The 19,458-nt window shown below is 64.9% G+C and carries 16 protein-coding genes; 9 read left to right on the forward strand and 7 right to left on the reverse strand.

Features of this window, described 5'->3' with window-relative positions:
* The first annotated feature begins 69 nt into the window (after window positions 1–69).
* Complete coding sequence (locus ACR9WD_RS12680; RefSeq protein WP_052253592.1) at window positions 70–1,992, forward strand: acyl-CoA dehydrogenase family protein; 1,923 nt, start codon at window positions 70–72, stop codon at window positions 1,990–1,992.
* On the opposite strand, the gene ACR9WD_RS12685 is transcribed toward ACR9WD_RS12680, so the two are convergent.
* On the reverse strand, window positions 1,989–3,734 hold the full coding sequence (locus ACR9WD_RS12685) for a DUF222 domain-containing protein (protein ID WP_434922150.1): 1,746 nt from the start codon (window positions 3,732–3,734) through the stop codon (window positions 1,989–1,991). The two genes, ACR9WD_RS12680 and ACR9WD_RS12685, sit on opposite strands and share 4 nt — an antisense overlap.
* A 62-nt stretch (window positions 3,735–3,796) precedes the next feature.
* Entirely contained in the window at window positions 3,797–5,323 is a 1,527-nt protein-coding gene (locus tag ACR9WD_RS12690; RefSeq protein WP_434922151.1) for a PucR family transcriptional regulator, read from the reverse strand.
* A gap of 111 nt (window positions 5,324–5,434) precedes the next feature.
* Between ACR9WD_RS12690 and ACR9WD_RS12695 the strand changes: the two genes are divergently transcribed.
* The 5 genes from ACR9WD_RS12695 (at window position 5,435) to ACR9WD_RS12715 (ending at window position 10,771) form a co-directional block, all read left to right on the forward strand.
* On the forward strand, window positions 5,435–6,937 hold the full coding sequence (locus ACR9WD_RS12695; RefSeq protein WP_434922152.1) for a CoA-acylating methylmalonate-semialdehyde dehydrogenase: 1,503 nt from the start codon (window positions 5,435–5,437) through the stop codon (window positions 6,935–6,937).
* Window positions 6,938–6,942: 5 nt separating this feature from the next.
* On the forward strand, window positions 6,943–8,307 hold the full coding sequence (locus ACR9WD_RS12700) for an aspartate aminotransferase family protein (RefSeq protein ID WP_434922153.1): 1,365 nt from the start codon (window positions 6,943–6,945) through the stop codon (window positions 8,305–8,307).
* 60 nt (window positions 8,308–8,367) lie between these two features.
* On the forward strand, window positions 8,368–9,726 hold the full coding sequence (locus ACR9WD_RS12705; RefSeq protein WP_434922154.1) for an FAD-binding oxidoreductase: 1,359 nt from the start codon (window positions 8,368–8,370) through the stop codon (window positions 9,724–9,726).
* A gap of 38 nt (window positions 9,727–9,764) precedes the next feature.
* On the forward strand, window positions 9,765–10,202 hold the full coding sequence (locus tag ACR9WD_RS12710; RefSeq protein WP_073708003.1) for a hypothetical protein: 438 nt from the start codon (window positions 9,765–9,767) through the stop codon (window positions 10,200–10,202).
* 92 nt (window positions 10,203–10,294) lie between these two features.
* Window positions 10,295–10,771 carry an HtaA domain-containing protein gene (locus ACR9WD_RS12715; protein WP_066141200.1) on the forward strand — a complete coding sequence of 159 codons (477 nt, stop codon included), beginning with the start codon at window positions 10,295–10,297 and terminating at the stop codon, window positions 10,769–10,771.
* A 92-nt stretch (window positions 10,772–10,863) separates the two neighbouring features.
* On the opposite strand, the gene ACR9WD_RS12720 is transcribed toward ACR9WD_RS12715, so the two are convergent.
* Window positions 10,864–11,679, reverse strand: a complete 816-nt coding sequence (locus ACR9WD_RS12720; RefSeq protein ID WP_066141203.1) for a shikimate 5-dehydrogenase — start codon at window positions 11,677–11,679, stop codon at window positions 10,864–10,866.
* A 141-nt stretch (window positions 11,680–11,820) separates the two neighbouring features.
* Between ACR9WD_RS12720 and arr the strand changes: the two genes are divergently transcribed.
* Complete coding sequence (gene arr / locus ACR9WD_RS12725) at window positions 11,821–12,231, forward strand: NAD(+)--rifampin ADP-ribosyltransferase (protein WP_073708002.1); 411 nt, start codon at window positions 11,821–11,823, stop codon at window positions 12,229–12,231.
* 73 nt (window positions 12,232–12,304) lie between these two features.
* On the opposite strand, the gene ACR9WD_RS12730 is transcribed toward arr, so the two are convergent.
* From ACR9WD_RS12730 to ACR9WD_RS12745, 4 genes are all read right to left on the reverse strand, one after another.
* Window positions 12,305–13,717 carry an aldehyde dehydrogenase family protein gene (locus tag ACR9WD_RS12730; protein WP_434922155.1) on the reverse strand — a complete coding sequence of 471 codons (1,413 nt, stop codon included), beginning with the start codon at window positions 13,715–13,717 and terminating at the stop codon, window positions 12,305–12,307.
* Window positions 13,718–13,742: 25 nt separating this feature from the next.
* A complete protein-coding gene (locus ACR9WD_RS12735; RefSeq protein WP_434922156.1) occupies window positions 13,743–15,173 on the reverse strand; it encodes an APC family permease in 1,431 nt (476 codons plus the stop codon).
* A gap of 108 nt (window positions 15,174–15,281) precedes the next feature.
* Entirely contained in the window at window positions 15,282–16,205 is a 924-nt protein-coding gene (locus ACR9WD_RS12740; protein WP_038990270.1) for a helix-turn-helix domain-containing protein, read from the reverse strand.
* A gap of 105 nt (window positions 16,206–16,310) precedes the next feature.
* Window positions 16,311–16,892, reverse strand: a complete 582-nt coding sequence (locus tag ACR9WD_RS12745) for a TetR/AcrR family transcriptional regulator (protein WP_210416645.1) — start codon at window positions 16,890–16,892, stop codon at window positions 16,311–16,313.
* A gap of 142 nt (window positions 16,893–17,034) precedes the next feature.
* Between ACR9WD_RS12745 and ACR9WD_RS12750 the strand changes: the two genes are divergently transcribed.
* The gene (locus ACR9WD_RS12750) at window positions 17,035–18,957 is read left to right on the forward strand and encodes a primary-amine oxidase (RefSeq protein ID WP_434922157.1); all 1,923 of its coding nucleotides are present in this window, start codon (window positions 17,035–17,037) and stop codon (window positions 18,955–18,957) included.
* Entirely contained in the window at window positions 18,941–19,393 is a 453-nt protein-coding gene (locus ACR9WD_RS12755; protein ID WP_434922158.1) for a hypothetical protein, read from the forward strand. The genes ACR9WD_RS12750 and ACR9WD_RS12755 overlap by 17 nt, the downstream gene beginning before the upstream one ends.
* The last annotated feature ends 65 nt before the right edge of the window (window positions 19,394–19,458 follow it).

Consider the following 19,458-nt stretch of genomic DNA (forward strand, 5'->3'; position numbering starts at 1 on the left):
ATTCGGGGCTACGCTGGTGCCACCAGGCGATGGCGCCGCGGCCGATCGCCGAGCCAAAAGGGGATCGCCATGCAAGCCAACGCCGACACGTCCCGGCAAATCGCCGAGGAATCCCGCGAGCAGTTCAACCGCCCCAGCTTCGCCAAGGGCCTGTACATGGGGGCAGTGGACTTCTCGCTGATCGAACCGCTGCCGGGAGCCGTGCACCCGGAACGCGGCCAGGCCTTCCTGCCGCAGCTCGAAGCGGTGCTCGATTCCATCGACCCGGAACGCATCGAAGCCGAGGCACGCATCCCCGATGAGTACATTGCCCAGCTGCGCCGCATCGGCGCCTTCGGCATGAAGATCCCGATTGAATACGGCGGGCTGGGGCTGAGCCTGCTGGACTACGGCCGGGCACTCATGCGGGTCGGCGTGGTGTGCCCCGCGCTCGGCGCGCTGCTTTCGGCCCATCAGTCCATTGGCGTCCCCGAGCCGGTGAAGTCCTTCGGCACCGAGGAGCAAAAACGCGAATACCTGCCGCGCTGCGCGGCCGGAGCAATCAGCGCCTTCCTGCTCACCGAGAATGATGTCGGTTCGGACCCTGCCCGGTTGGGCACCACGGCCCGGCTCAGCGACGACGGCACCCACTATCTCCTGGACGGCGCAAAGCTGTGGACCACCAACGGGGTGGTCGCCGAGCTGCTGGTGGTGATGGCCGCGGTGCAGCCGCACGAGGCCGCGGGTGAAGAGCCGGCGGGCCGCGGAGGAATCACCGCCTTCATCGTCGAGGCTGATACCGAGGGCATCGTCGTGGAGAACCGCAACCAGTTCATGGGCCTGCGCGGCATCGAGAACGGGGTGACACGCTTCCGCGAGGTGCGCGTCCCGGTGGCCAACCGGCTGGGCAAGGAAGGCTCGGGACTGAAGATCGCGCTGAGCACCTTGAATACCGGGCGCCTGTCCATTCCGGCGATGTGCGCCGGGGCCGGCAAATGGTCCACGAAGATTGCCCGCGAATGGTCCGCGGCGCGAGTGCAGTGGGGCAAGCCGGTCGGCAAGCACCAGGCCGTCGCCGGCAAGCTCGCCTACATTGCTGCCAGCAGCTATGCGCTGGAAGCGGTTTTCGAGGTTTCGGCCCGGCTGGCCGATGCCGGCACGAAGGATATCCGCATCGAAGCGGCCCTGGCCAAGCTCTGGGCTTCGGAGGTCGCGTGCACGATCGCCGATGAGCTGTTGCAGATCCGTGGCGGCCGCGGCTTCGAGACCGCCCGGTCCCAAGCGGCGCGCGGCGAGCGGGCGGTGCCGGTGGAGCAGCTGTTGCGCGATCTGCGGATCAACCGCATCTTCGAGGGCTCCACCGAAATCATGCACCTGCTGATTGCCCGCGAGGCGGTGGATACCCACCTGCAGGCCGCGGGAGACCTGGCTCGTGCCGGGGCGAGCATGGAGGAAAAGGCTCGGGCCGCGGCATCCGCGTCGGGATTCTATGCCCGCTGGCTGCCCAAGCTCGCCGTGGGCGCAGGCTCGGTGCCGACGTCCTATTCCGGGCATGGCCCCTTGGCGAAGCATCTGCGCTATGTGGAACGGACCTCGCGCCGGCTCGCTCGGCAGACGTTCGCCGGCATGGCACGCTGGCAGGCAGGCATGGAAAAGCAGCAGGTTTTCCTCGGCCATATCGTGGATATCGGCGCGGAGCTGTTCGCCATGTCCGCCGTGATTGCCAAGACCACCGCGCTGCCGCAGTCTCCTGCTGCACAGCGCGACTCGGCGCAGCGCCTTGCTCTGGCCTTCTGCGAGCAAGCTGCGCAACGCTGCGAGATGCACTTCGAGAAGCTCTGGAACAACACGACGCATTCCGACGGGCAGCTCGCCGCCGACCTGCTGGACGGCAAGTTCCAGTGGCTGGAAGAAGGGGTCCGCGATGCCTCTGAAGGCACCGGTGTCTGGATCGCCCAGTGGTCCGATGAGGTTGGCGAGGATGTGCGCTGGCCGTATGGGAAGGAGTCTTAAGGCTCGGCGATTTCGACGTCCAGCAATCCCGCACGCCACCGCGCAGTGGTCTCCTCCGCCAACGCCTCAGCCTCCAACGCCTCGGCCGGCGTCATGAAATACGTGTTGACGCGCAATTTCTGCTCTGGATCCAACTCCGGCGGCAGCAGCACCATCGGCCGGCTGCCAGGGATTTTCACCGCTTGGAACAACCCGCAATGCCTGGCCGTATGGTGAATCAAGCAATTCAACACCGCAGACTTGATATCGGTCCGTCCGCCCTTCTCCCACGGATCCAGATGATCCGCTTCGCATCGTTGTGCAGGCATGCTGCACCCAGGATACGAACACCCCCGATAGGCTGCCCGCAAAGCACGCACTTGCGCCTTGGAGAACAGCCGCTGGGTCCGTCCCAGATCCAACGGCAGGCTCTTGCCGTTGAGCACCACCGGGAGAATTCCCGCAGTGCACAATGCTGTCCTGGCCTCGCCCGGGGAGAGCAGGATCCCCGAGGAAGTCACCGCGAAATCCTCCATTTTCTGTTGCAGCTTCTCCCAATCCAGAATGATGCTCACCTGCGAGCTGGCCAGCCCGGCCTGCTGGTCCGGCGGGCTGCCATTCGGTTTCCGTTCGCTCATCAGCAAAGCCATGAAACCGACAAGCCGCCGCCGCTCGGGTTTCAGATCTTCCCATTCACCGCTTGCCGGCTCCGGTTCGGAACTATCACCTTCTGGTTGGTGCTCCTCGTCTTCGCCTTCTGGCCGATGATCGTCCGCTTGGGAATGGGGATCCTCTGCGTCTGGATTGAGTCCTTCTTCTGGCGGGTCATCCTCGACGTCCTCGTCACCGGGTCTGTCTTTCGCCCAGTCGGGCTTGCTGCCCTCATCATCCCAGCCACTGGTTTCCTCACCGGTGAACTGGGCATCCACGTCCTTCAAGCCCTGCCGGTTGCCGGCAACCGTGGAAGGATTATCCAGATTCGCGAAATACGCATCGATGTATGCGGATTGCGAGGGAAGAACACGGAAGAGGTATTCCACCAGGCCTTTGCGCATGCCTCGCTTGAAGATCCCGATCCCGTCCAGCAGGGCCTTGAGCGGGCGCTTGCCGGCCTTGACCTGCGCGACCAGGTCGTTGATGTGCTTGCGCGCCGACTTCGGCTCCGACCGCAGGAACGCCGCGGACTCGGCCTGCAGCTGCTGCTTCTTCACTTCGGCCGCATTGCCTTCGCCCAGGTCCTTGCGCACCGAATGCAGCTTCATCGCCGCCGAGGCAACCAGCCGCGGATCGATGTTCGGGTCCTGGAACTGGGCGGCGAGCTCGGGCAGCCACGGAGCAGTTGGTTGCCCTGCTTCGTCTACGCCGCCGAGCAGGCAGTCGGCCTGCACCAGCCGGGCGGCCGCGGTGCTGCGCGGGATATCCAGCCATCCGGTCATCAGCCCTTTGGCGTCCTTGAAGTGCGTGCGGCCGGTGGTGGTGCGCCCCTTCGCCGCGTCGATCTCCTCGATGGTGGGGTCGGGCCCGAGGTCGGTGATGGCCTGGAAGGATTCCTGGTCGAGCTTGTGGGCGCCGGTGCTGCGCAGTGCGGCAGCCGCGTGGACCTGGGTGCGGGTGAGTTCTTGGGCCAAGTCTTCGGTGAGCAGCGCGAAATAGGCGGCGTGGCCTGCGGTGAGACCCGCGTGGGCCAGGCGCCGGGTCGCTGAAGCGGCCAACGCTTTGGCGTTGGCCAGGTCCTTCAGTGCTTGCGCGATGTCTGTGCTCATGGAAACCAGCTTGCGCCCGAAACGCCATGCCGCTGGTACGCCGGGGCGGAATGTGGAAAACCTCAGCCGTGCATGCGGTACCAGAGCAGCGCGACCTGCAGCGAGGCCCGGGATTCGGCGGAGTCCAGCTGCACCCCCAGCTTTGCTTCGAGCTTGGCCAGCCGGGAATACAGGGTCGGCCGCGAAAGGTAGCCGGCCTTGGCCAGTGCGGTCTTGTTCCCGCCGTGGGCCAGGTAGAGATCGAGCAGGTCGAGTCCCTGGTGATCGACCGGGTTGAGCAGGCCGGCGAGCTCGGCTTGCGCGAAGGAACGCATCCGCGGGTCGCCGCCCATGGCCGAAAGCACCCCGCGCAGGCGCAGGTCGGCGAAGCGGTAATAGGGCTGGGCGCGGGTGGGCAGGTGCGGGACGATCTGCGCGACGTGCGCGGCCTCTTCCAGCCCGGCGATGCTGGTGGCCAGCGTGCCTTCGGGGCCCACGCCGATGGCCACCGGGGCGGTGAGCTGCTCGGCCAGCCGCCGGGTGAAGCCCTGCAGGGTGGAGTCCACCAGTTCGCGGGCGCGCAGCGGCAGGATCAGCCCCAGATACCCGGGCTTGAGCGAGCCGGCCAGGATGCCCAGGTGCTGGGCGTCGGCGAGCTGGTCGAGCACTTCGAGCAGGGCGCGGTCGGCCAGCTGGGTTTCGGTGGGCGTGCCGGATCCGGCCAGCGAGATGACCACCGGGACGTAGTAGGGGGCGGCGGCCAGGCCCAGGGCCTGGGTGCGGATGGCGATGTCCTTGTCGCTGTAGCTGTGCCCCGACTGCAGTTCGTGCAGCGTGGAGGTTCGGGCCTGGTAGAGCCGTTCGCGCTGGTCGCGGCCGGAAAGCCGGGCGATGGTCAGCGCCTGGCCGGCACGTTCCAGGACCAGGGCGGCGCGGTCGTCGTCATCCAGCACGGCCGGGACGATCAGCCGGCCCCACCGGCTGCGCACCGCCCCGACCGGGGTCTGCAGCCAGTTCTCGGCGCCGGTGGCGCGCCCGGTGTGCTCCAGGTAGCCGACGAAACGGGAGCGGGTGATCCAGTCTTCCAGTTGCGCGCCGGACTCGGCGAGCACATGGTGGCGGACATCTTCGAGCACCACGGGGGCCGAGAGCAGCTGCGCGGTGCGGGCCACGATCTGCGCCTCGTCGGCCTCGGTCAGCGAGAGCCCGGTGTAGATTTCGTGCACCGTGCGGGAGAACTGCACGGCCTCGAGCTGCTCGGCCACGAGCTTCTGGTGGATGACCTCGGTGATCGAGACGAAACGGGTGGTGGTGCGCAGGGCGATGACCGGCAGGCCCAGGTCGGCGACATCCAGCTCGGCGCCCGACAAGTCCTCGATGATCACCCCGACCGCTCCGGCCTCGCGCAGCGCGGTGATGAAGGCGCGCACATCGCTCACGTTGCGCAGGGTGGTGAGGATCAGCTCGCGGCCCAGCAACAGGTCGATGTTCTCGGTGGATTCGGTGACGTGCACCCAGCGCAGCTGCGCGTCCATCCCGGCGGCGCAGAGCACCTGGGGGTCGGCGGCCTGCACCACCGGCAGGTGCAGCACGTCGTTCACCGTTAGCATTTTTTACACTCCGTCATCGATAGTGCTTAAATCATGACACAGTGATGGTGTTGCCCCTCACATCCATGACCCATGATGAATGCAGGCACCCAACTTCGAAAGGCCGATACGATGACCGCAACGCTGACCGACACCTTGCAGCACTGGATCAACAACGCCAGCTACTCCGCCGATGACCGCACCGGCAAGGTCTACAACCCCGCCACCGGCGAGGTCTCCCGCCACGTGGCGCTGGCCTCCAAGGCCACCACCGAGCACGCGATTGCCGCCGCCGCGGCAGCCTTCCCGGGCTGGCGCGACACCTCGCTGGCCCGCCGCACCGCGATCATGTTCAACTTCCGCCAGCTGCTGGCCGAGCGCAAGGGCGAGCTGGCGGCGATCATCACCGCCGAGCACGGCAAGGTGCTGGATGACGCGCTGGGCGAGGTGGCCCGCGGCCTGGAGGTCGTCGAGCTGTGCTGCAACGCCCCCTACCTGCTCAAGGGCGAGTTCTCGCAGAACGCCTCCACCGGCATCGACGTGCAGTCCCTGCGCCAGCCGGTGGGCGTCTCGGCCATCATCTCCCCCTTCAACTTCCCGGCCATGGTGCCGCTGTGGTTCTTCCCGGTGGCCATTGCCGCGGGCAACACCGTGGTGCTCAAGCCATCGGAGAAGGACCCGTCGGCCGCCAACTGGCTGGCCGAGCTGTTCACCGAGGCCGGTCTGCCCGAGGGCGTGCTGAACGTGGTGCACGGCGACAAGGAAGCGGTGGACACGCTGCTGACCGATCCGCGGGTGAACTCGGTGTCCTTCGTGGGCTCCACCCCGATCGCGCAGTACGTCTACTCCACCGGAACCGCCCACAACAAGCGGGTGCAGGCCTTCGGCGGCGCGAAGAACCACATGCTGGTGCTGCCGGATGCCGACCTGGACCTGGCCGCCGACATGGCGGTCAACGCGGGCTTCGGCGCGGCCGGCGAGCGCTGCATGGCGATCTCCGTGGTCGTCGCACTCGACACCATCGCCGATGAGCTGGTAGCCAAGATCGCCGAACGCGCCAAGACGCTGCGCGTGGGCGATGGCACCCGCGGCTGCGACATGGGCCCGCTGATCACCGGCGAGCACAAGGCGAAGGTGGCCGGCTACATCGATGCAGGCGTCGCTGCCGGCGCCGAGCTGGTGCTCGATGGCCGCACCGGCACGGTGGACGCCGATGGCGAGGGCTTCTTCCTGCACCCGACGATGTTCGACAAGGTCGGCACGGACATGTCCATCTACACCGAGGAGATCTTCGGCCCGGTGCTTTCGGTGGTCCGCGTGGACAGCTTCAACGAGGGCATCGAGCTGATCAACTCCTCGCCGTACGGCAACGGCACCGCGATCTTCACCAATGACGGCGGCGCGGCCCGCCGCTTCGAGGACGAGATCCAGGTGGGCATGGTCGGGGTCAACGTGCCGATCCCGGTCCCCGTGGGCTACCACTCCTTCGGCGGCTGGAAGGCCTCGCTGTTCGGCGACCAGCACGCCTACGGCCCGGAGGGCTTCAAGTTCTTCACCCGCAACAAGGTGATCACCAAGCGCTGGCTGGATCCAAGCCACGGCGGCATCAACCTCGGCTTCCCGCAGAACGACTAGGAACCATGACTACCGAAATCAGCGACATCACCAGCGACCAGATCGCTGCAGGCCAGCGCGCCTACGAGCTGGACCGCGAGCACGTCTTCCACTCCTGGCAGGCCCAGGGCCCGTTCACCCCGATGACGATCCTCAAGACCGAGGGCTCGTACGTGTGGGACGGGGAGGGCAACAAGCTCATCGACCTCTCCAGCCAGCTGGTGAACACGAACATCGGCCACCAGCACCCGAAGGTCATCGCAGCGATCCAGGAGCAGGCGGGCAGGATCGCCACGATCGCCCCGCAGCATGTGAACGTCGCGCGCTCCGAGGCGGCCAGGCTGATCGCCCAGCACACCCCGGGGCAGCTGGACAAGATCTTCTTCACCAACGGCGGGGCGGATGCGGTGGAGCATGCGGTGCGCATGGCGCGGCTGCACACCGGCAGGCACAAGGTGCTCTCCGCGTACCGCTCATACCACGGCGGCACGCACCTGGCGGTGAACATCACCGGCGACCCGCGGCGCTTCGCCTCGGACCATGGCGCGGACGGCATCGTGCACTTCTTCCCGGCCTACCCGTACCGCTCCTACTTCGGGTCGGCAACGGAGGCCGAGGAGACCGAGCGCGCGCTGAAGCACCTGGAAGACACGATCATCCTGGAGGGCCCGTCGAACATCGCCGCGCTGATCCTGGAGTCCATCCCGGGCACCGCAGGCATCTACCTGCCGCCGGCCGGCTACATGGCCGGGGTGCGCGAGCTGACCCGCAAGTACGGCATCGTGCACATCGCCGACGAGGTCATGGCCGGTTTCGGCCGCTCGGGCGAATGGTTCGCGGTCAACCACTGGGACATCGTCCCGGATCTGCTCACCTTCGCCAAGGGCGTGAACTCCGGCTATGTGCCGCTGGGCGGGGTGGCGATCAGCCCGGAAATCTTCGAGACCTTCCGCGAGCGGGCCTACCCGGGCGGGCTGACCTACTCGGGCCACCCGCTGGCCTGCGCGGCCGCGGTCGCCACCATCACCGCGATGGAGGATGAGGGCATGGTGGAAAACGCCAAGCGGCTGGGAGAAGAGATCATCGGGCCGCGCCTGGCGCAGTTCGCCGCCGAGCATCCTTCCGTGGGCGAAGTGCGCGGAACCGGCGTGTTCTGGGCGATCGAGCTGGTGAAGAACCGGGAGACCCGCGAGCCGCTGGCCGCCTACGGAGGCAGCAGCCCGGAGATGAACCAGGTGGTTGCCGCCGCGAAGGCCGCAGGGCTGCTGCCCTTCGCGAACTTCAACCGGCTGCACGTGGTGCCTGCGATGAACATCGCGGATGCGGTGCTCATCGAGGCGCTGGATCGCCTCGAGCAGGCCCTGGACGTCGCCGACACGTTCGTTCAATAGCACCTGACTGGCAGGACAGCACAGCTGTCCTGCCAGTTGCGCATTAACAAGGAGATCGAGATGACCACCCTCGCAACGAGTCCCGTGCTTGACGCCCATCCCCGGGCCTCGATCGATGAGCAGGATCGCAGGCAGGCCAGCGTGGACCGCTCGGGCTATGTGCCCGAAACCTATGCCGACGGGGTGATCTTCGCGCAGGACATCGACGATGTGGTGCTCGCGATGAAGCTCGCCCATGAGCATGGGGCCATAATCGTGCCGCGCGGGGCAGGTACCGGGCTGGCGGCAGGTTCCAGCGCGCAGGCTGGGCAGATCGTGCTCGATCTGTCCCGGATGGACAAGATCCTTCAGATTGATCCGGTGGAAGCCACCGCAGTGGTTCAGCCCGGGGTGATCAATGCGGCGGTGAACCATGCGGCCGGCGAGCATGGGCTGTTCTATGCACCAGATCCGGCCAGCACCGCGATCTGCTCCATCGGCGGGAATATCGCCACCAACGCCGGGGGCATGTGGTGCGCCAAGTACGGGGTGACCCGCGAGTCGGTGCTCAGCTTGCTGGTGGTGCTGCCCGACGGGCAGCTGCTGCGCACCGGGCGGCGGACCATCAAGGGCGTGGCCGGCTACGACATGAATGCGCTGATGATCGGTTCGGAAGGCACGCTGGGCATCGTGGTCGAGGCGCTGCTGCGGCTGCGTCCCAAGCCCAAGCACACCTCCACCCTGGTCGCCTATTTCCCCGATGAAAATGCCGCGGCAAAGGCCGCCTCGGCGGTGATCGCCGAACGGCTGACTCCCTCGGTGCTGGAGCTGATGTGCGGCAAGACCTTGAAGGCGGTGGATGCGGCGCTGGGAACGGATCACCAGTCGCGCGGCGGCGCCTTGCTGCTCGCGCAGACCGATGGCTACGGCGCGCACCTGGAAATGCAGGCGCTGCAGGAGGCGATTGCCCCGCTGGCCGGGCATATCGAGATTGCCCGCGATGAGGCACAAGCCCAGGCGCTCATCGAAGCGAGGCGCCAGGCCATCCCGAGCATGGAGCTGCTGGGCACCGCCTCGATCTGCGATATCGGCGTGCCGCGGTACCGCTTGGCCGAGGCGTTCGCCGGCCTGCAGCGCATCGAGGACGAGCGCGGAGTTTCGATCTTCACCATTGCCCATGCCGCCGACGGCAACCTGCATCCGATCATCGTGGTGCCCGAAGGACAGTCGATCACCAGTGGCGCGCCGAAAGCCGCGCTGGGCGACATGTTCCACCTTGCCCAGTTGCTGGGCGGCACGCTGACCGGCGAGCACGGCATCGGCCTGCTCAAGCAGGATTGGCTGGCCGAGGAGCTGGGCGAGACCTCGCTGGCATTGCAACGGCGGCTGCGCGCGGTGTTCGATCCGCAGGGCATCTTGAACCCGGGGAAGGCGATCTGACTCTGGAAGTCAGGCGCTGACGTGGGTAGGGTAAGTACATGGATGAGTATCTACCAGTAGCCTTCGGCCTTCCGCTCATGTCCGTGGCGCTGTCCGTGGTCCTCCTGCTGATCGCGGTACCCTTGGCTGTTCACGCGCTGATCCGCCGCAGGGCGTTCGCCGGCCTGCGTGACGGGGAGCAGACCTATGCCCGGCGCTCGTCCATCCGCACCGAGTTCATTTCAGCCGGACTTGCAGCAGTCGCGACAGCCGTCTTCCTGGTCTTGGGGATCACCGGCTACAGCACCGCGATGAGCAATCTCGAAGCGAACATCCACAAGGAATACTCGCCGACCGAGCTGGATATCAAGTACTGGAACGGGTCGTGGGCCACTGCGGACATCACCCTCCCCGATGGCACCAGCTACGAGGACGCCCAGATCTCCATGCAGGCCGAATACCGCCCGCTCGTCGAGCCCAAGATGACGAAGGATTAGCTGGCAGAGAACTGCGAACCCGGATCTGACTTCAGTGTGAAATACTGGCCACAGCATTTATTCACGCCAGTATCCTGTGGAGGGAAAAGACCATGATCGGAAGTGGCGCGCCAGCAGGCGATCCGTTCCAGCCGCATCTTGAATGGGGCCTGAAGGCTTCGTTCGTGAGCTACATTTCTTCCCTCGCCGACGGACGCATCGAGGCCGCCAACGGGGTGTGGCAGGCAGGCAACGCGTTGGCGTTCCCAGTCTCCCCCGCTACCGAGGTTCCGGAGAATGAAATCTGGTTCAACGGCCGTGTTTCCTTCTCCGGGCACGGAGGCATGATGAAGCTGGATCTCATTGAGCCGCGCATCGTGAACCACGATGACCGCATCACCCTCACCATTGACGAGGCCGGCGAGCGCGTAGCCATTGCCGAGCTTACCGAAACCAGCGTTTCGAACGCTTTTGGCTTGGTCAAGACCCGTTTCTCGGCGGTGCTCACCGAGGCTGGCTCGAAGCTGTTCAACGGCCAATATCCTGCCGGACAGCAGATGGAAGAAGTTGAGGTTGTGCTGCGCGGTTAGCAGCTGACCAGCAGTGAAGGCCCGGCGCGCAAGTGCCGGGCCTTCACTGTGTTGGGTTGCCGCGCCAGCCAAGTGGCTGGTCACCCCCTGATTCAGGATTCGCGCGAGAACTCCGACGCGCGCATAACTTGTTCTTCGGTCAGCGGGTGCCCGGTGTACTTCTCGAACTGCGCCGCGGCTTGCAGCGCGATGACCTCGGCTCCGGTGATGACCTGCTTGCCAGCGTCTCGTGCGTTACGTATCAGCGGCGTTTCGCTGGGGAAGGCGACCACGTCGAAGATGCTTTGTGCCGAAGCAATATGCTCAGCGGTGAACGACAGCGTTTCGGCATTCTCCCCATCCATGCCCAATGGAGTGACGTTGACCAGGATCTGGTGGCCTGGAACTGGATCTGCCGAGGCGTGGCGGTAGCCGTACTTGTCGGCCAGCGCTTTGCCTGCGTGCGCATTGCGTGCCAGCACCGTCACGTCGCTGAATCCGGCCTCGCGGAAAGCGGCAACCACTGCCTTGGCCATGCCGCCGGAACCGCGCACCAGGACGCTGCTGCGCGCATTCAATCCATGGCGGTCAATCAGGGCGGCGATCGCTTCGAAGTCGGTATTCGATGCCACGAGCCGGCCATCGTGATTCACAATCGTGTTGACCGAATCGATGGCAGCTGCAGAAGGCTCGATTTCGTCTACCAGTTCCATGACTTCCTCCTTGAACGGCATCGAGACCGAGCAGCCGCGAATGCCCAGGGCACGTACCCCGGCGATTGCTCCTGGCAGGTCCTCGGTGGAGAAGGCCTTGTAGATGAAGTTCAGGCCGAGCTCGTCATACAGGTAGTTGTGGAAACGCGTCCCGATATTCGATGGACGCCCGGAGAGCGAAATGCAGAGGGACATGTCTTTGTTCAAAATGGGCACGCGGGGATCTCCAGTGGTGGTGGCCGGTTCACCTCCAATATACGTGCACTGACTGGTTCATCCCGCAAAGCCGCAACGGCAATCAGGGCACGCTTGGGTTGCTCTTTCGCTCTGCCAGTGCATCGGCTAAGCTCAGTGCGCATGATCCAGGATCTTGACCAAGGACCTTTTTTCCACGGCACCAAGGCAGCATTGCGCCCCGGGGATCTGCTATCTCCCGGTTTCCCCTCGAACTATCGGCCCGAAGTCATCATGAACCACATCTACTTCACCGCATTAGCCGATGGCGCAGGATTGGCAGCCGAAATCGCTGCATTGGACGGCACTGCGCACGTGTATGAGGTGGAGCCGACCGGGCCATTTGAAAATGACCCGAATGTCACGGATAAGAAATTTCCAGGCAATCCCACCCGGTCCTACCGCAGTGCGCATCCGGTCCGTGTCATCCGTGAGGTCCATGGCTGGACGCGCTTGTCGCCCGAAGCGTTGCAGGACTGGCGTGAACGCATCGCACGGCTCACGAATGATCCAACTGCCGAGATCATCAATTAGCCAGTGCATGGGCGGTGCCCGATGCCTGATCGGCACCGGCACCGCCCATGGACGGTGGATCGGCTGGCCTATATCAGCCCTTGATGATCTGCGGCTGGGCCAGCGACTTCAAGCCGTCCAGGCCGAATTCCAGGCCATAGCCGGACTGCTTGGCGCCGCCAAACGGAATACGCGGATCAATGGTGCCGTGGGAGTTGATCCATACGGTGCCCGCCTGGATCTGCGCGGCAACTTCCAGTGCCTGCTCGCGGTTGCTGCTCCACACCGAGGCGCCGAGGCCTACTTCCAGGGCGTTGGCATGCTTGATCGCTTCGGCGGTGTCCTTGACCTTGATGATCGGCAGGGCCGGGCCGAACTGCTCCTCGACCACGAGGCGGTTCGACGGGTCGATGTCGGCAATCAGCGTGGTCGGGTAGAAGTAGCCGGCGGCGTTCTCGTCCGGGTTGGCACCGAGCAGCACCTTCGCCCCGGAATCCACGGCGTCCTTGACCAGCGAAGCGACGATGTCGTACTGGGCCTTGTTCTGCAGCGGGCCGAGCACGTTGTTCTCATCGAGGCCCACACCCATCGGCATCTTCGCGGCGACATTGGCCAGCGCGTCGCAAACCGCATCGTAGATCGATTCCGGCACGTACAGGCGCTTGAGCGCAGCGCAGGTCTGGCCGGTGTTGATGAAGGCACCCCAGAACAGGTCTTCGGCAATGGCCTGCGGGTCGGCGTCTTCCAGCACGATGCCGGCGTCGTTGCCGCCCAGTTCCATGGTCAGGCGCTTCACGGTATCGGCCGAGGAGCGGATGATGGCCTTGCCGGTAGGAGTGGAACCGGTGAACATGATCTTGGCGATGTCCGGATGCCCCGAGAGCTTCTCGCCAACCTCGCGTCCGCCGGCGACGATGTTCAGCACGTGGGCCGGCAGCACTTCGTTGAGCACATGGACCAGCGCGAGGACCGAGAGCGGGGTGTATTCGCTGGGCTTCATCACCACGGTGTTGCCCATGCGCAGGCTCGGGGCCAGCTGCCAGATGGAGATCATCATTGGCCAGTTCCACGGGCCGATAGCGCCGACGACGCCCAGTGCGCGGTAGTGCTTGGCGGCGTAGGTTTCGCCGTCGTCCACAACGACTTCCGGCTCGACCTCATAGGCGGTGGCGGCGCGCAGCCAGGCGGCCGCTCCGCCGACCTCGAAGCGGGCGTTCGGGCCGTTCAGCGGCTTGCCCTGCTCGCGGGAGAGCAGTTCGGCCAGTGCCTCGGCATTGGCTTCGATATTGTCGGCCGCGGCGTTCAGCAGGCGCTTGCGCTCCTCATGGCCCAGGGCATCCCATGCCGGTTGGGCGGCCTTTGCCGCGGCGACCGCGGCGTCGAGGTCCGCGGCGCTTTGCTCGGCGACACGGCCAACCAGTTCACCGGTTGCCGGGTCCAGGATTTCGGTGCCACCGGTTGCCGGCTGGATCGCGTCCAGCAGTTCTTGGGCGTTTGCGTAAGCCATCTTTGAGCTCCTTGGTTCTAGGTGGTTAGCTGACGGGAAGTTCATCGGCCATGGGCGCACGCCGTGTCGACGAGCGGACGACCAGTGCCAGTACCCAGGCGATGACGCCGGGCAGGATCACGATGCCTTGCAGGACATAACCGAGCATTCCCGGTTCTTCCATGCCAAGCAAGATGTCGAAGTTGATGACGATTTGCGCGAAGACGTAGGCCAGCGCAATGCCGGAGACGAGCGGGGCGATCACCCGGGTGGCCAGGGATTCAGAGGATTGCTTGCGCTTGAAGTATCCGATGACGGCAAAGGAGGTCAGCGCCATCAGCAGCACCAGGCCATAGGCCGCCGAGTTGGTCATCCAGGTGAACATCGTGAACACGACGTACATCGGGTCCTTGCCTTGCGAGATCACCGCGAAGATGGCGATGACAACCAGGCCGAGGGTTGACTGCGCCAGCGAGCCGGCCACCGGCGCGTGGGTGGTGCGCGAGGTGATGGCAAGGAACTTCGGCAGGGCCCCGCCGCGGCCCATGGCGTAGAAGTAGCGGGCAATGACGTTGTGGAAGGCCAGCAGCGCGGCGAACAAACTGGTGATGAACAGGATGTTGGCCAAATCGACGAACCATGCTGGGGCGTTGGCGCCGAAGAAAGCGAAGATCAGGTCAGGTCCGAGTTCCGCCGAAGCGCCGATGACGTTCGAGGCACCTTCGCCGACAGCTACGGCGAAGGCCGAGAACGCGTAGAAGCAGGCGATGATGACGACCGCGATCATCGTGGCACGCCGGGCAGTGCGGACAGGATCCTTCACCTCTTCGTTGTAGATGGTTCCGGATTCGAAGCCCATGAATGCGGCGATGGTGAAGGCCATGACCGCGCCCATTCCCGGCGCCACAGCGTCGGCCACGTTGAAGGATGCGGCCGGCTGCGGCGCCTCGGGTGCGAAGGCGAAGGCCATGATGTTGTAGATGATGACGACGAGGAATTCAGCGGCGACGACGATGCCCAGCACCTTGACCGAGAAGTCGACCCGGTTCATGCCGAGGAAGCCGACCACTGCCCAGGCCACCAGCGCCATGGCCCACCACGGGATGGCGGTGCCGAAGGAGGCGTTGGCGAAGGATGCGGCGGCGAACCCGAACATTCCGTAGATGCCGATCTGCATGAGGTTGTAGCTGACCAGCGCGACCATCGCTGCGCCGACGCCCGCTGCTCCGCCCAGGCCTTGGGCAATGTAGGCGTAGAAGGCTCCGGCGTTTGGTATGTAGCGGCTCATCGCGGTGTAGCCGATGCTGAAGACCAGCAGTATGGCACCGATGATGAGGAAGGACAGCGGCACCGATTCCATGCCGGTCACCGCGTAGTTGGTCGTCACGCCGCCAGCCACGGCGGTGAGCGGTGCGCTGGCGGCAATGATCATCACGACCAGAGCCGGCACCGTGAGCGTGCGTTGTTCGAGTCCCATTCGATCCCCCATTATCCGAGTTCTTGGATATCAGCATCCCGGAGTCCTCGAACTTTTCGTTGGCATTGAGCGCAGGACCATTGGCACCGCGTGCACTTCCGCTGCGTCTCAGGCGGCGTCGCGGTATTTGCCCGGGGTTGAACCGAATTCTTTGGAGAACATGCGGCTGAAGCCCGCGGCATCGGCAATTCCCACCCGGGATCCGATGGCCTGCACTGGCAGGTCGGCCATGAGCGGGTCGCGCAGCAGGCGCGCTGCTTCGCGCATTCTGAGATGGCGGATCAGCGCGGCGACGCTGAGCGGCTGGTGCTCGAACAGCGCATGCAGGCTGCGTACGGACATGAAGTGGGCGGCCGCGATGCGGGCCGGTCCCAAATCGGCGTCGTCCAGGTGCGCATTGATGTAGCCGGTGACCAATTCGCGTTGGCGCAACTTGGCGTCCCCATGGCATTCGGCGCCGAGCGCGCCGCCCAGTGCGGTGGCCAGCAGATCCACGGTGTTGCGGGCCAGCTGGTAGCCGCCGAATTCATCCCACTGGGAAAGGTTGGATCCGAGGTGGCGCAGCAGCGGTGCGACGGTCCCCGACAACGGGTGCGATTCCTTGAGCGCAACCGCGGTCAGCTGGCCGACCTGCTGCTGCGACAAGCGGAAAAGGTCATGCGGAACCAAGGTGACCAGCACCGATGCAGGTTTCTCGAAGGCCAGAGTGTACGGGCGCTGGGTATCGTAGATCGCCAGGTCCCCGGGTGCCAGCAAGGTTTCGCGGCCATCTTGGATCAGCAGCCCATAGCCATCGAGCTGGTAGGAGATCTTGTAGAAATCCCCGTCGCCGCTGGCGCTCAGGTCCTCGGTTCGCTTCACCGCGTGGGGTTTGGCATGGATGCGCATCAAGCCGATCTCTCCGAGCATGTTGGCACCCAGCGTAGCGGTGAAATGTCCACTGGAAATCTGCTCGCTGCGCAGCTTCACGAAGGCGTCGGAAATGAGCCGCGACCACGCGGTGAACGAATCGACGTGCTGAAGTTGATACATGCCTGCCTCCCCATCGAAGCCCAAGGAACTGTGTCGGGCATCACGAATGAGAGTACGCCGAGCGCGCCGAAAAGTCACTTTTTTCGTCGTGCGGAGAATATCCAGCTACTCCGCTGCGCGCAGGCTGCGCAAGGCCTCCAGGCGGTACTGCAGCTGCGCTTCGAGCGCGTCGGCGGTATTGACTGCTTCGTCGAGCACGCTGCTGGTTTGCGCGCCCATCAGGAAATTGATCATCGAGTCGCGCGCCACGGGTGCCGTGGGGTGGTCGGGGCCGAGGAGCTGCTCAAGCCATTGGTCAACCAGCGTGCGCCAGCGGTCCATGGTTCCCGCATTGACCGCCGCCAGCGCCCGATCCCCGAGGGCCAGATGCCAGAAGTGCACCGCGATGCGCGCTTCATTTCGCCGCAGCTCATCGAGCGGAAGCACTTCCCGTGCAAATGCCTCGATGGCCGCGATTCCCGTTTGCCCCTGGCACTTGCGGGCAATGCGCTTGTCGGTCGCCTCGGCGACATAGCGGAAGGTCGCTACCAGCAGCGCATCGCGGGTTGGGAAGTAGGGCTTGAAGGCGCCGTTGGAATATCCGGCGGCAGCAGCCAGGTCGCGCAGGTTGAGTTTCTCGATCCCCTCCCGGGCAATGAATCTCCACGTGACCTCGACGATCTCCCGGCGACGCTGATCATGGTCCACGATTTTCGGCATGCCTCAAGATTAGCGATAAATCATTTATTTCCGCCAAAGGCTTGCGCCTTTGCGAGTCCGCCCGTATTCTCTACAACCAGAGAATAATAAATGCTGCAGATCACATTTCAGCACTAAAGGAGCCGGTCTCATGCCAACCACCACCGCCACGGATTTCACCCTGCTCAGCGAAGCAGAGGTTGCCGCCGCCAAGGACTTGCTGGTCAGCAACCAGCTGTTCACCGAGAACACCCGCATCGCCTACATGGGCCTGGAAGACCCGCGCGCCGACCGTCCCGGCCGCTTTGTCCGCGTGATGCTCATGGACAAGCTGGCCAACTCCCCCAAGGATGTCGTCCTGGACCTGGGCGCCCAGGGCGTGCACTCAAGCGTCGATCTGGATCCAGCCAAGGTGGGGCAGATGCCGGTGCTGCTGGAGGAATTCGAAAAGGTCGAGTCCATCCTGATTGACGACCCGCAGTGGGCGGCCGCTTTGGCTAAGCGCGGACTGAAGCCGGAACAGGTGCGCGTGGCCCCGCTGTCCGCAGGTGTGTACGACGACGAGTACCCACAGGAATCAGGACGCCGCATCCTGCGCGGGTTGGCCTTCCGCCAGGACTTCGCCGAAGACTCCGCGTGGGCCCACCCGGTTGACGGACTGGTGGTCTACATCGACACCATCGCCGGGAAAATCGACCAGCTGCTGGATCTGGGCATCGTTCCGGTGCCCGAAACCCACGGCAACTACACCGACCCGGAACTCACGGGCCCGTTACGCACCACCCAGAAGCCCATCGAGATCACCCAGCCAGAAGGCGCGAGCTTCACGGTGAGCGCCGGCAACCATGTCGAGTGGGAGAAATGGTCGCTGGACATCGGCTTCGACATGCGCGAGGGCCTGGTGCTCTACAACATCGCCTTCAACGACAAGGGCGTGGAACGCCGGATCCTGGACCGCGCCTCCATCGCGGAAATGGTCGTGCCCTACGGGGATCCGTCCCCGGTACGCAGCTGGCAGAACTACTTCGACACCGGCGAATACCTCATCGGGCGCCTGGCCAATTCCCTGGAGCTCGGCTGCGACTGCCTGGGCGAAATCCACTACATCTCCCCGGTAGTCACCGACGCCGATGGCAATGCGCAGACGATCGCCAACGGCATCTGCATGCATGAGGAAGACGCCTCGATCCTCTCCAAGCATGCCGATGACTGGTCCGGAGTGAAGTACACCCGGCGCAACCGCCGCCTGGTGATCAGCTTCTTCACCACCGTGGGCAACTACGACTACGGCTTCTACTGGTACCTCTACCTGGATGGCACCATCGAATTCGAGGCCAAGGCCACCGGCATCGTCTTCACCTCGGCCATGGGCGACGAGCGCTTCTCATCCGAGATGGCTCCGGGGCTGACCGCGCCGTTCCACCAGCACATCTTCGGCGCCCGCCTGGACTTCGCGCTGGATGGCGGCCCGAGCCGCGTCATCGAGGAAGAAGCCGTCCGCCTGCCGATCAGCAAGGAGAATCCGCGCGGCAACGCCTTTACCCGCAGCCACACCGTGCTGGCCACCGAGAAGCAGGCGGTGCGCGACAACAACCCGACGGCCGGGCGCACCTGGGTGGTCACCAACCCCGAGAAGCAGAACTACCTGGGCAAGCCGGTAGGCTACAAGCTGATGTCCCAGGGACTCCCGACCCTGCTGGCCGCCGAGGGATCCTCCATCCACCGCCGCGCGGAATTCGCTTCCAAGGCCCTGTGGGTGACCAAGCGCGAGGATGGCCAGCGCTACCCGACCGGCGACTTCGTGAACCAGAACCCTGGCGTTGACGGCATCGGCTCCTGGATCGAGGACGACAAGAACATCGATGGCGAGCAGATCAGCCTGTGGCACACCTTCGCGCTGACCCACTTCCCGCGCACCGAGGACTGGCCGATGATGCCCGTGGACAAGGTCGGATTCACCATCCGCCCCGAAGGATTCTTCGACCGCTCCCCTGTGCTTGACGTTCCGGCCCCGGTCCAGCACGGCTGCTGCGCCACCAAGGAATCCGACGGTTGCTGTGGCAGCGGCGACTAGGCTCACGACGAGTGCCCCTGCCAGGCATCGCGCGCTCGGCATCGCCTCGCTATGCCTGGCGGCAGCCCACCTGCTGGTGCTGGCAGCGCTGCCGCACACGCTGTGGTGGACCCTGGCCTTGCTGGCAATGACCTTCTGGTGCGTCAAATGCTCCTGGTGCGTGCTGCGCGGCGGCTCACCCATGAGCCTGCTGGTGATGAGCGCGCTGATGGGCGCTTCGCACGTGGCGATGGTGATCGGAATGCCATGGTTCACCGGCCACCACGGCGCGCATGCGGTGCATGACGGGCACCATGCGCCGATCATGCTGGGCATCGCGGCTGCCGAATTCCTCCTGATGTTCGGCGCCGCTTGGCTCAGCCGCCACACCGCAGGCAGCGTCCCACGCCGTGCCGATCAACCGGATAGCTCAGAACCCGCGGCTCTTCCCGCCTAGCCAGACCCGGTCTTGAATGTAACGCTCCGCTGTTCTCAAGGCCGGGTTTCTGCCTGCTTCCGGAT

The organism is Glutamicibacter sp. PAEs-4, assembly GCF_051161755.1.
Taxonomy (GTDB): Bacteria; Actinomycetota; Actinomycetes; order Actinomycetales; family Micrococcaceae; genus Glutamicibacter; species Glutamicibacter nicotianae.

Excerpts from the sequence above, each read along its gene's own strand:
- ACR9WD_RS12680 (WP_052253592.1), top strand. The coding sequence starts at position 70 with ATGCAAGCCAACGCCGACACGTCCCGGCAAATCGCCGAGGAATCCCGC.
- ACR9WD_RS12685 (WP_434922150.1), bottom strand. The coding sequence starts at position 3,734 with ATGAGCACAGACATCGCGCAAGCACTGAAGGACCTGGCCAACGCCAAA.
- ACR9WD_RS12690 (WP_434922151.1), bottom strand. The coding sequence starts at position 5,323 with ATGCTAACGGTGAACGACGTGCTGCACCTGCCGGTGGTGCAGGCCGCC.
- ACR9WD_RS12695 (WP_434922152.1), top strand. The coding sequence starts at position 5,435 with ATGACCGCAACGCTGACCGACACCTTGCAGCACTGGATCAACAACGCC.
- ACR9WD_RS12700 (WP_434922153.1), top strand. The coding sequence starts at position 6,943 with ATGACTACCGAAATCAGCGACATCACCAGCGACCAGATCGCTGCAGGC.
- ACR9WD_RS12705 (WP_434922154.1), top strand. The coding sequence starts at position 8,368 with ATGACCACCCTCGCAACGAGTCCCGTGCTTGACGCCCATCCCCGGGCC.
- ACR9WD_RS12710 (WP_073708003.1), top strand. The coding sequence starts at position 9,765 with ATGGATGAGTATCTACCAGTAGCCTTCGGCCTTCCGCTCATGTCCGTG.
- ACR9WD_RS12715 (WP_066141200.1), top strand. The coding sequence starts at position 10,295 with ATGATCGGAAGTGGCGCGCCAGCAGGCGATCCGTTCCAGCCGCATCTT.
- arr (WP_073708002.1), top strand. The coding sequence starts at position 11,821 with ATGATCCAGGATCTTGACCAAGGACCTTTTTTCCACGGCACCAAGGCA.
- ACR9WD_RS12730 (WP_434922155.1), bottom strand. The coding sequence starts at position 13,717 with ATGGCTTACGCAAACGCCCAAGAACTGCTGGACGCGATCCAGCCGGCA.
- ACR9WD_RS12735 (WP_434922156.1), bottom strand. The coding sequence starts at position 15,173 with ATGGGACTCGAACAACGCACGCTCACGGTGCCGGCTCTGGTCGTGATG.
- ACR9WD_RS12740 (WP_038990270.1), bottom strand. The coding sequence starts at position 16,205 with ATGTATCAACTTCAGCACGTCGATTCGTTCACCGCGTGGTCGCGGCTC.
- ACR9WD_RS12750 (WP_434922157.1), top strand. The coding sequence starts at position 17,035 with ATGCCAACCACCACCGCCACGGATTTCACCCTGCTCAGCGAAGCAGAG.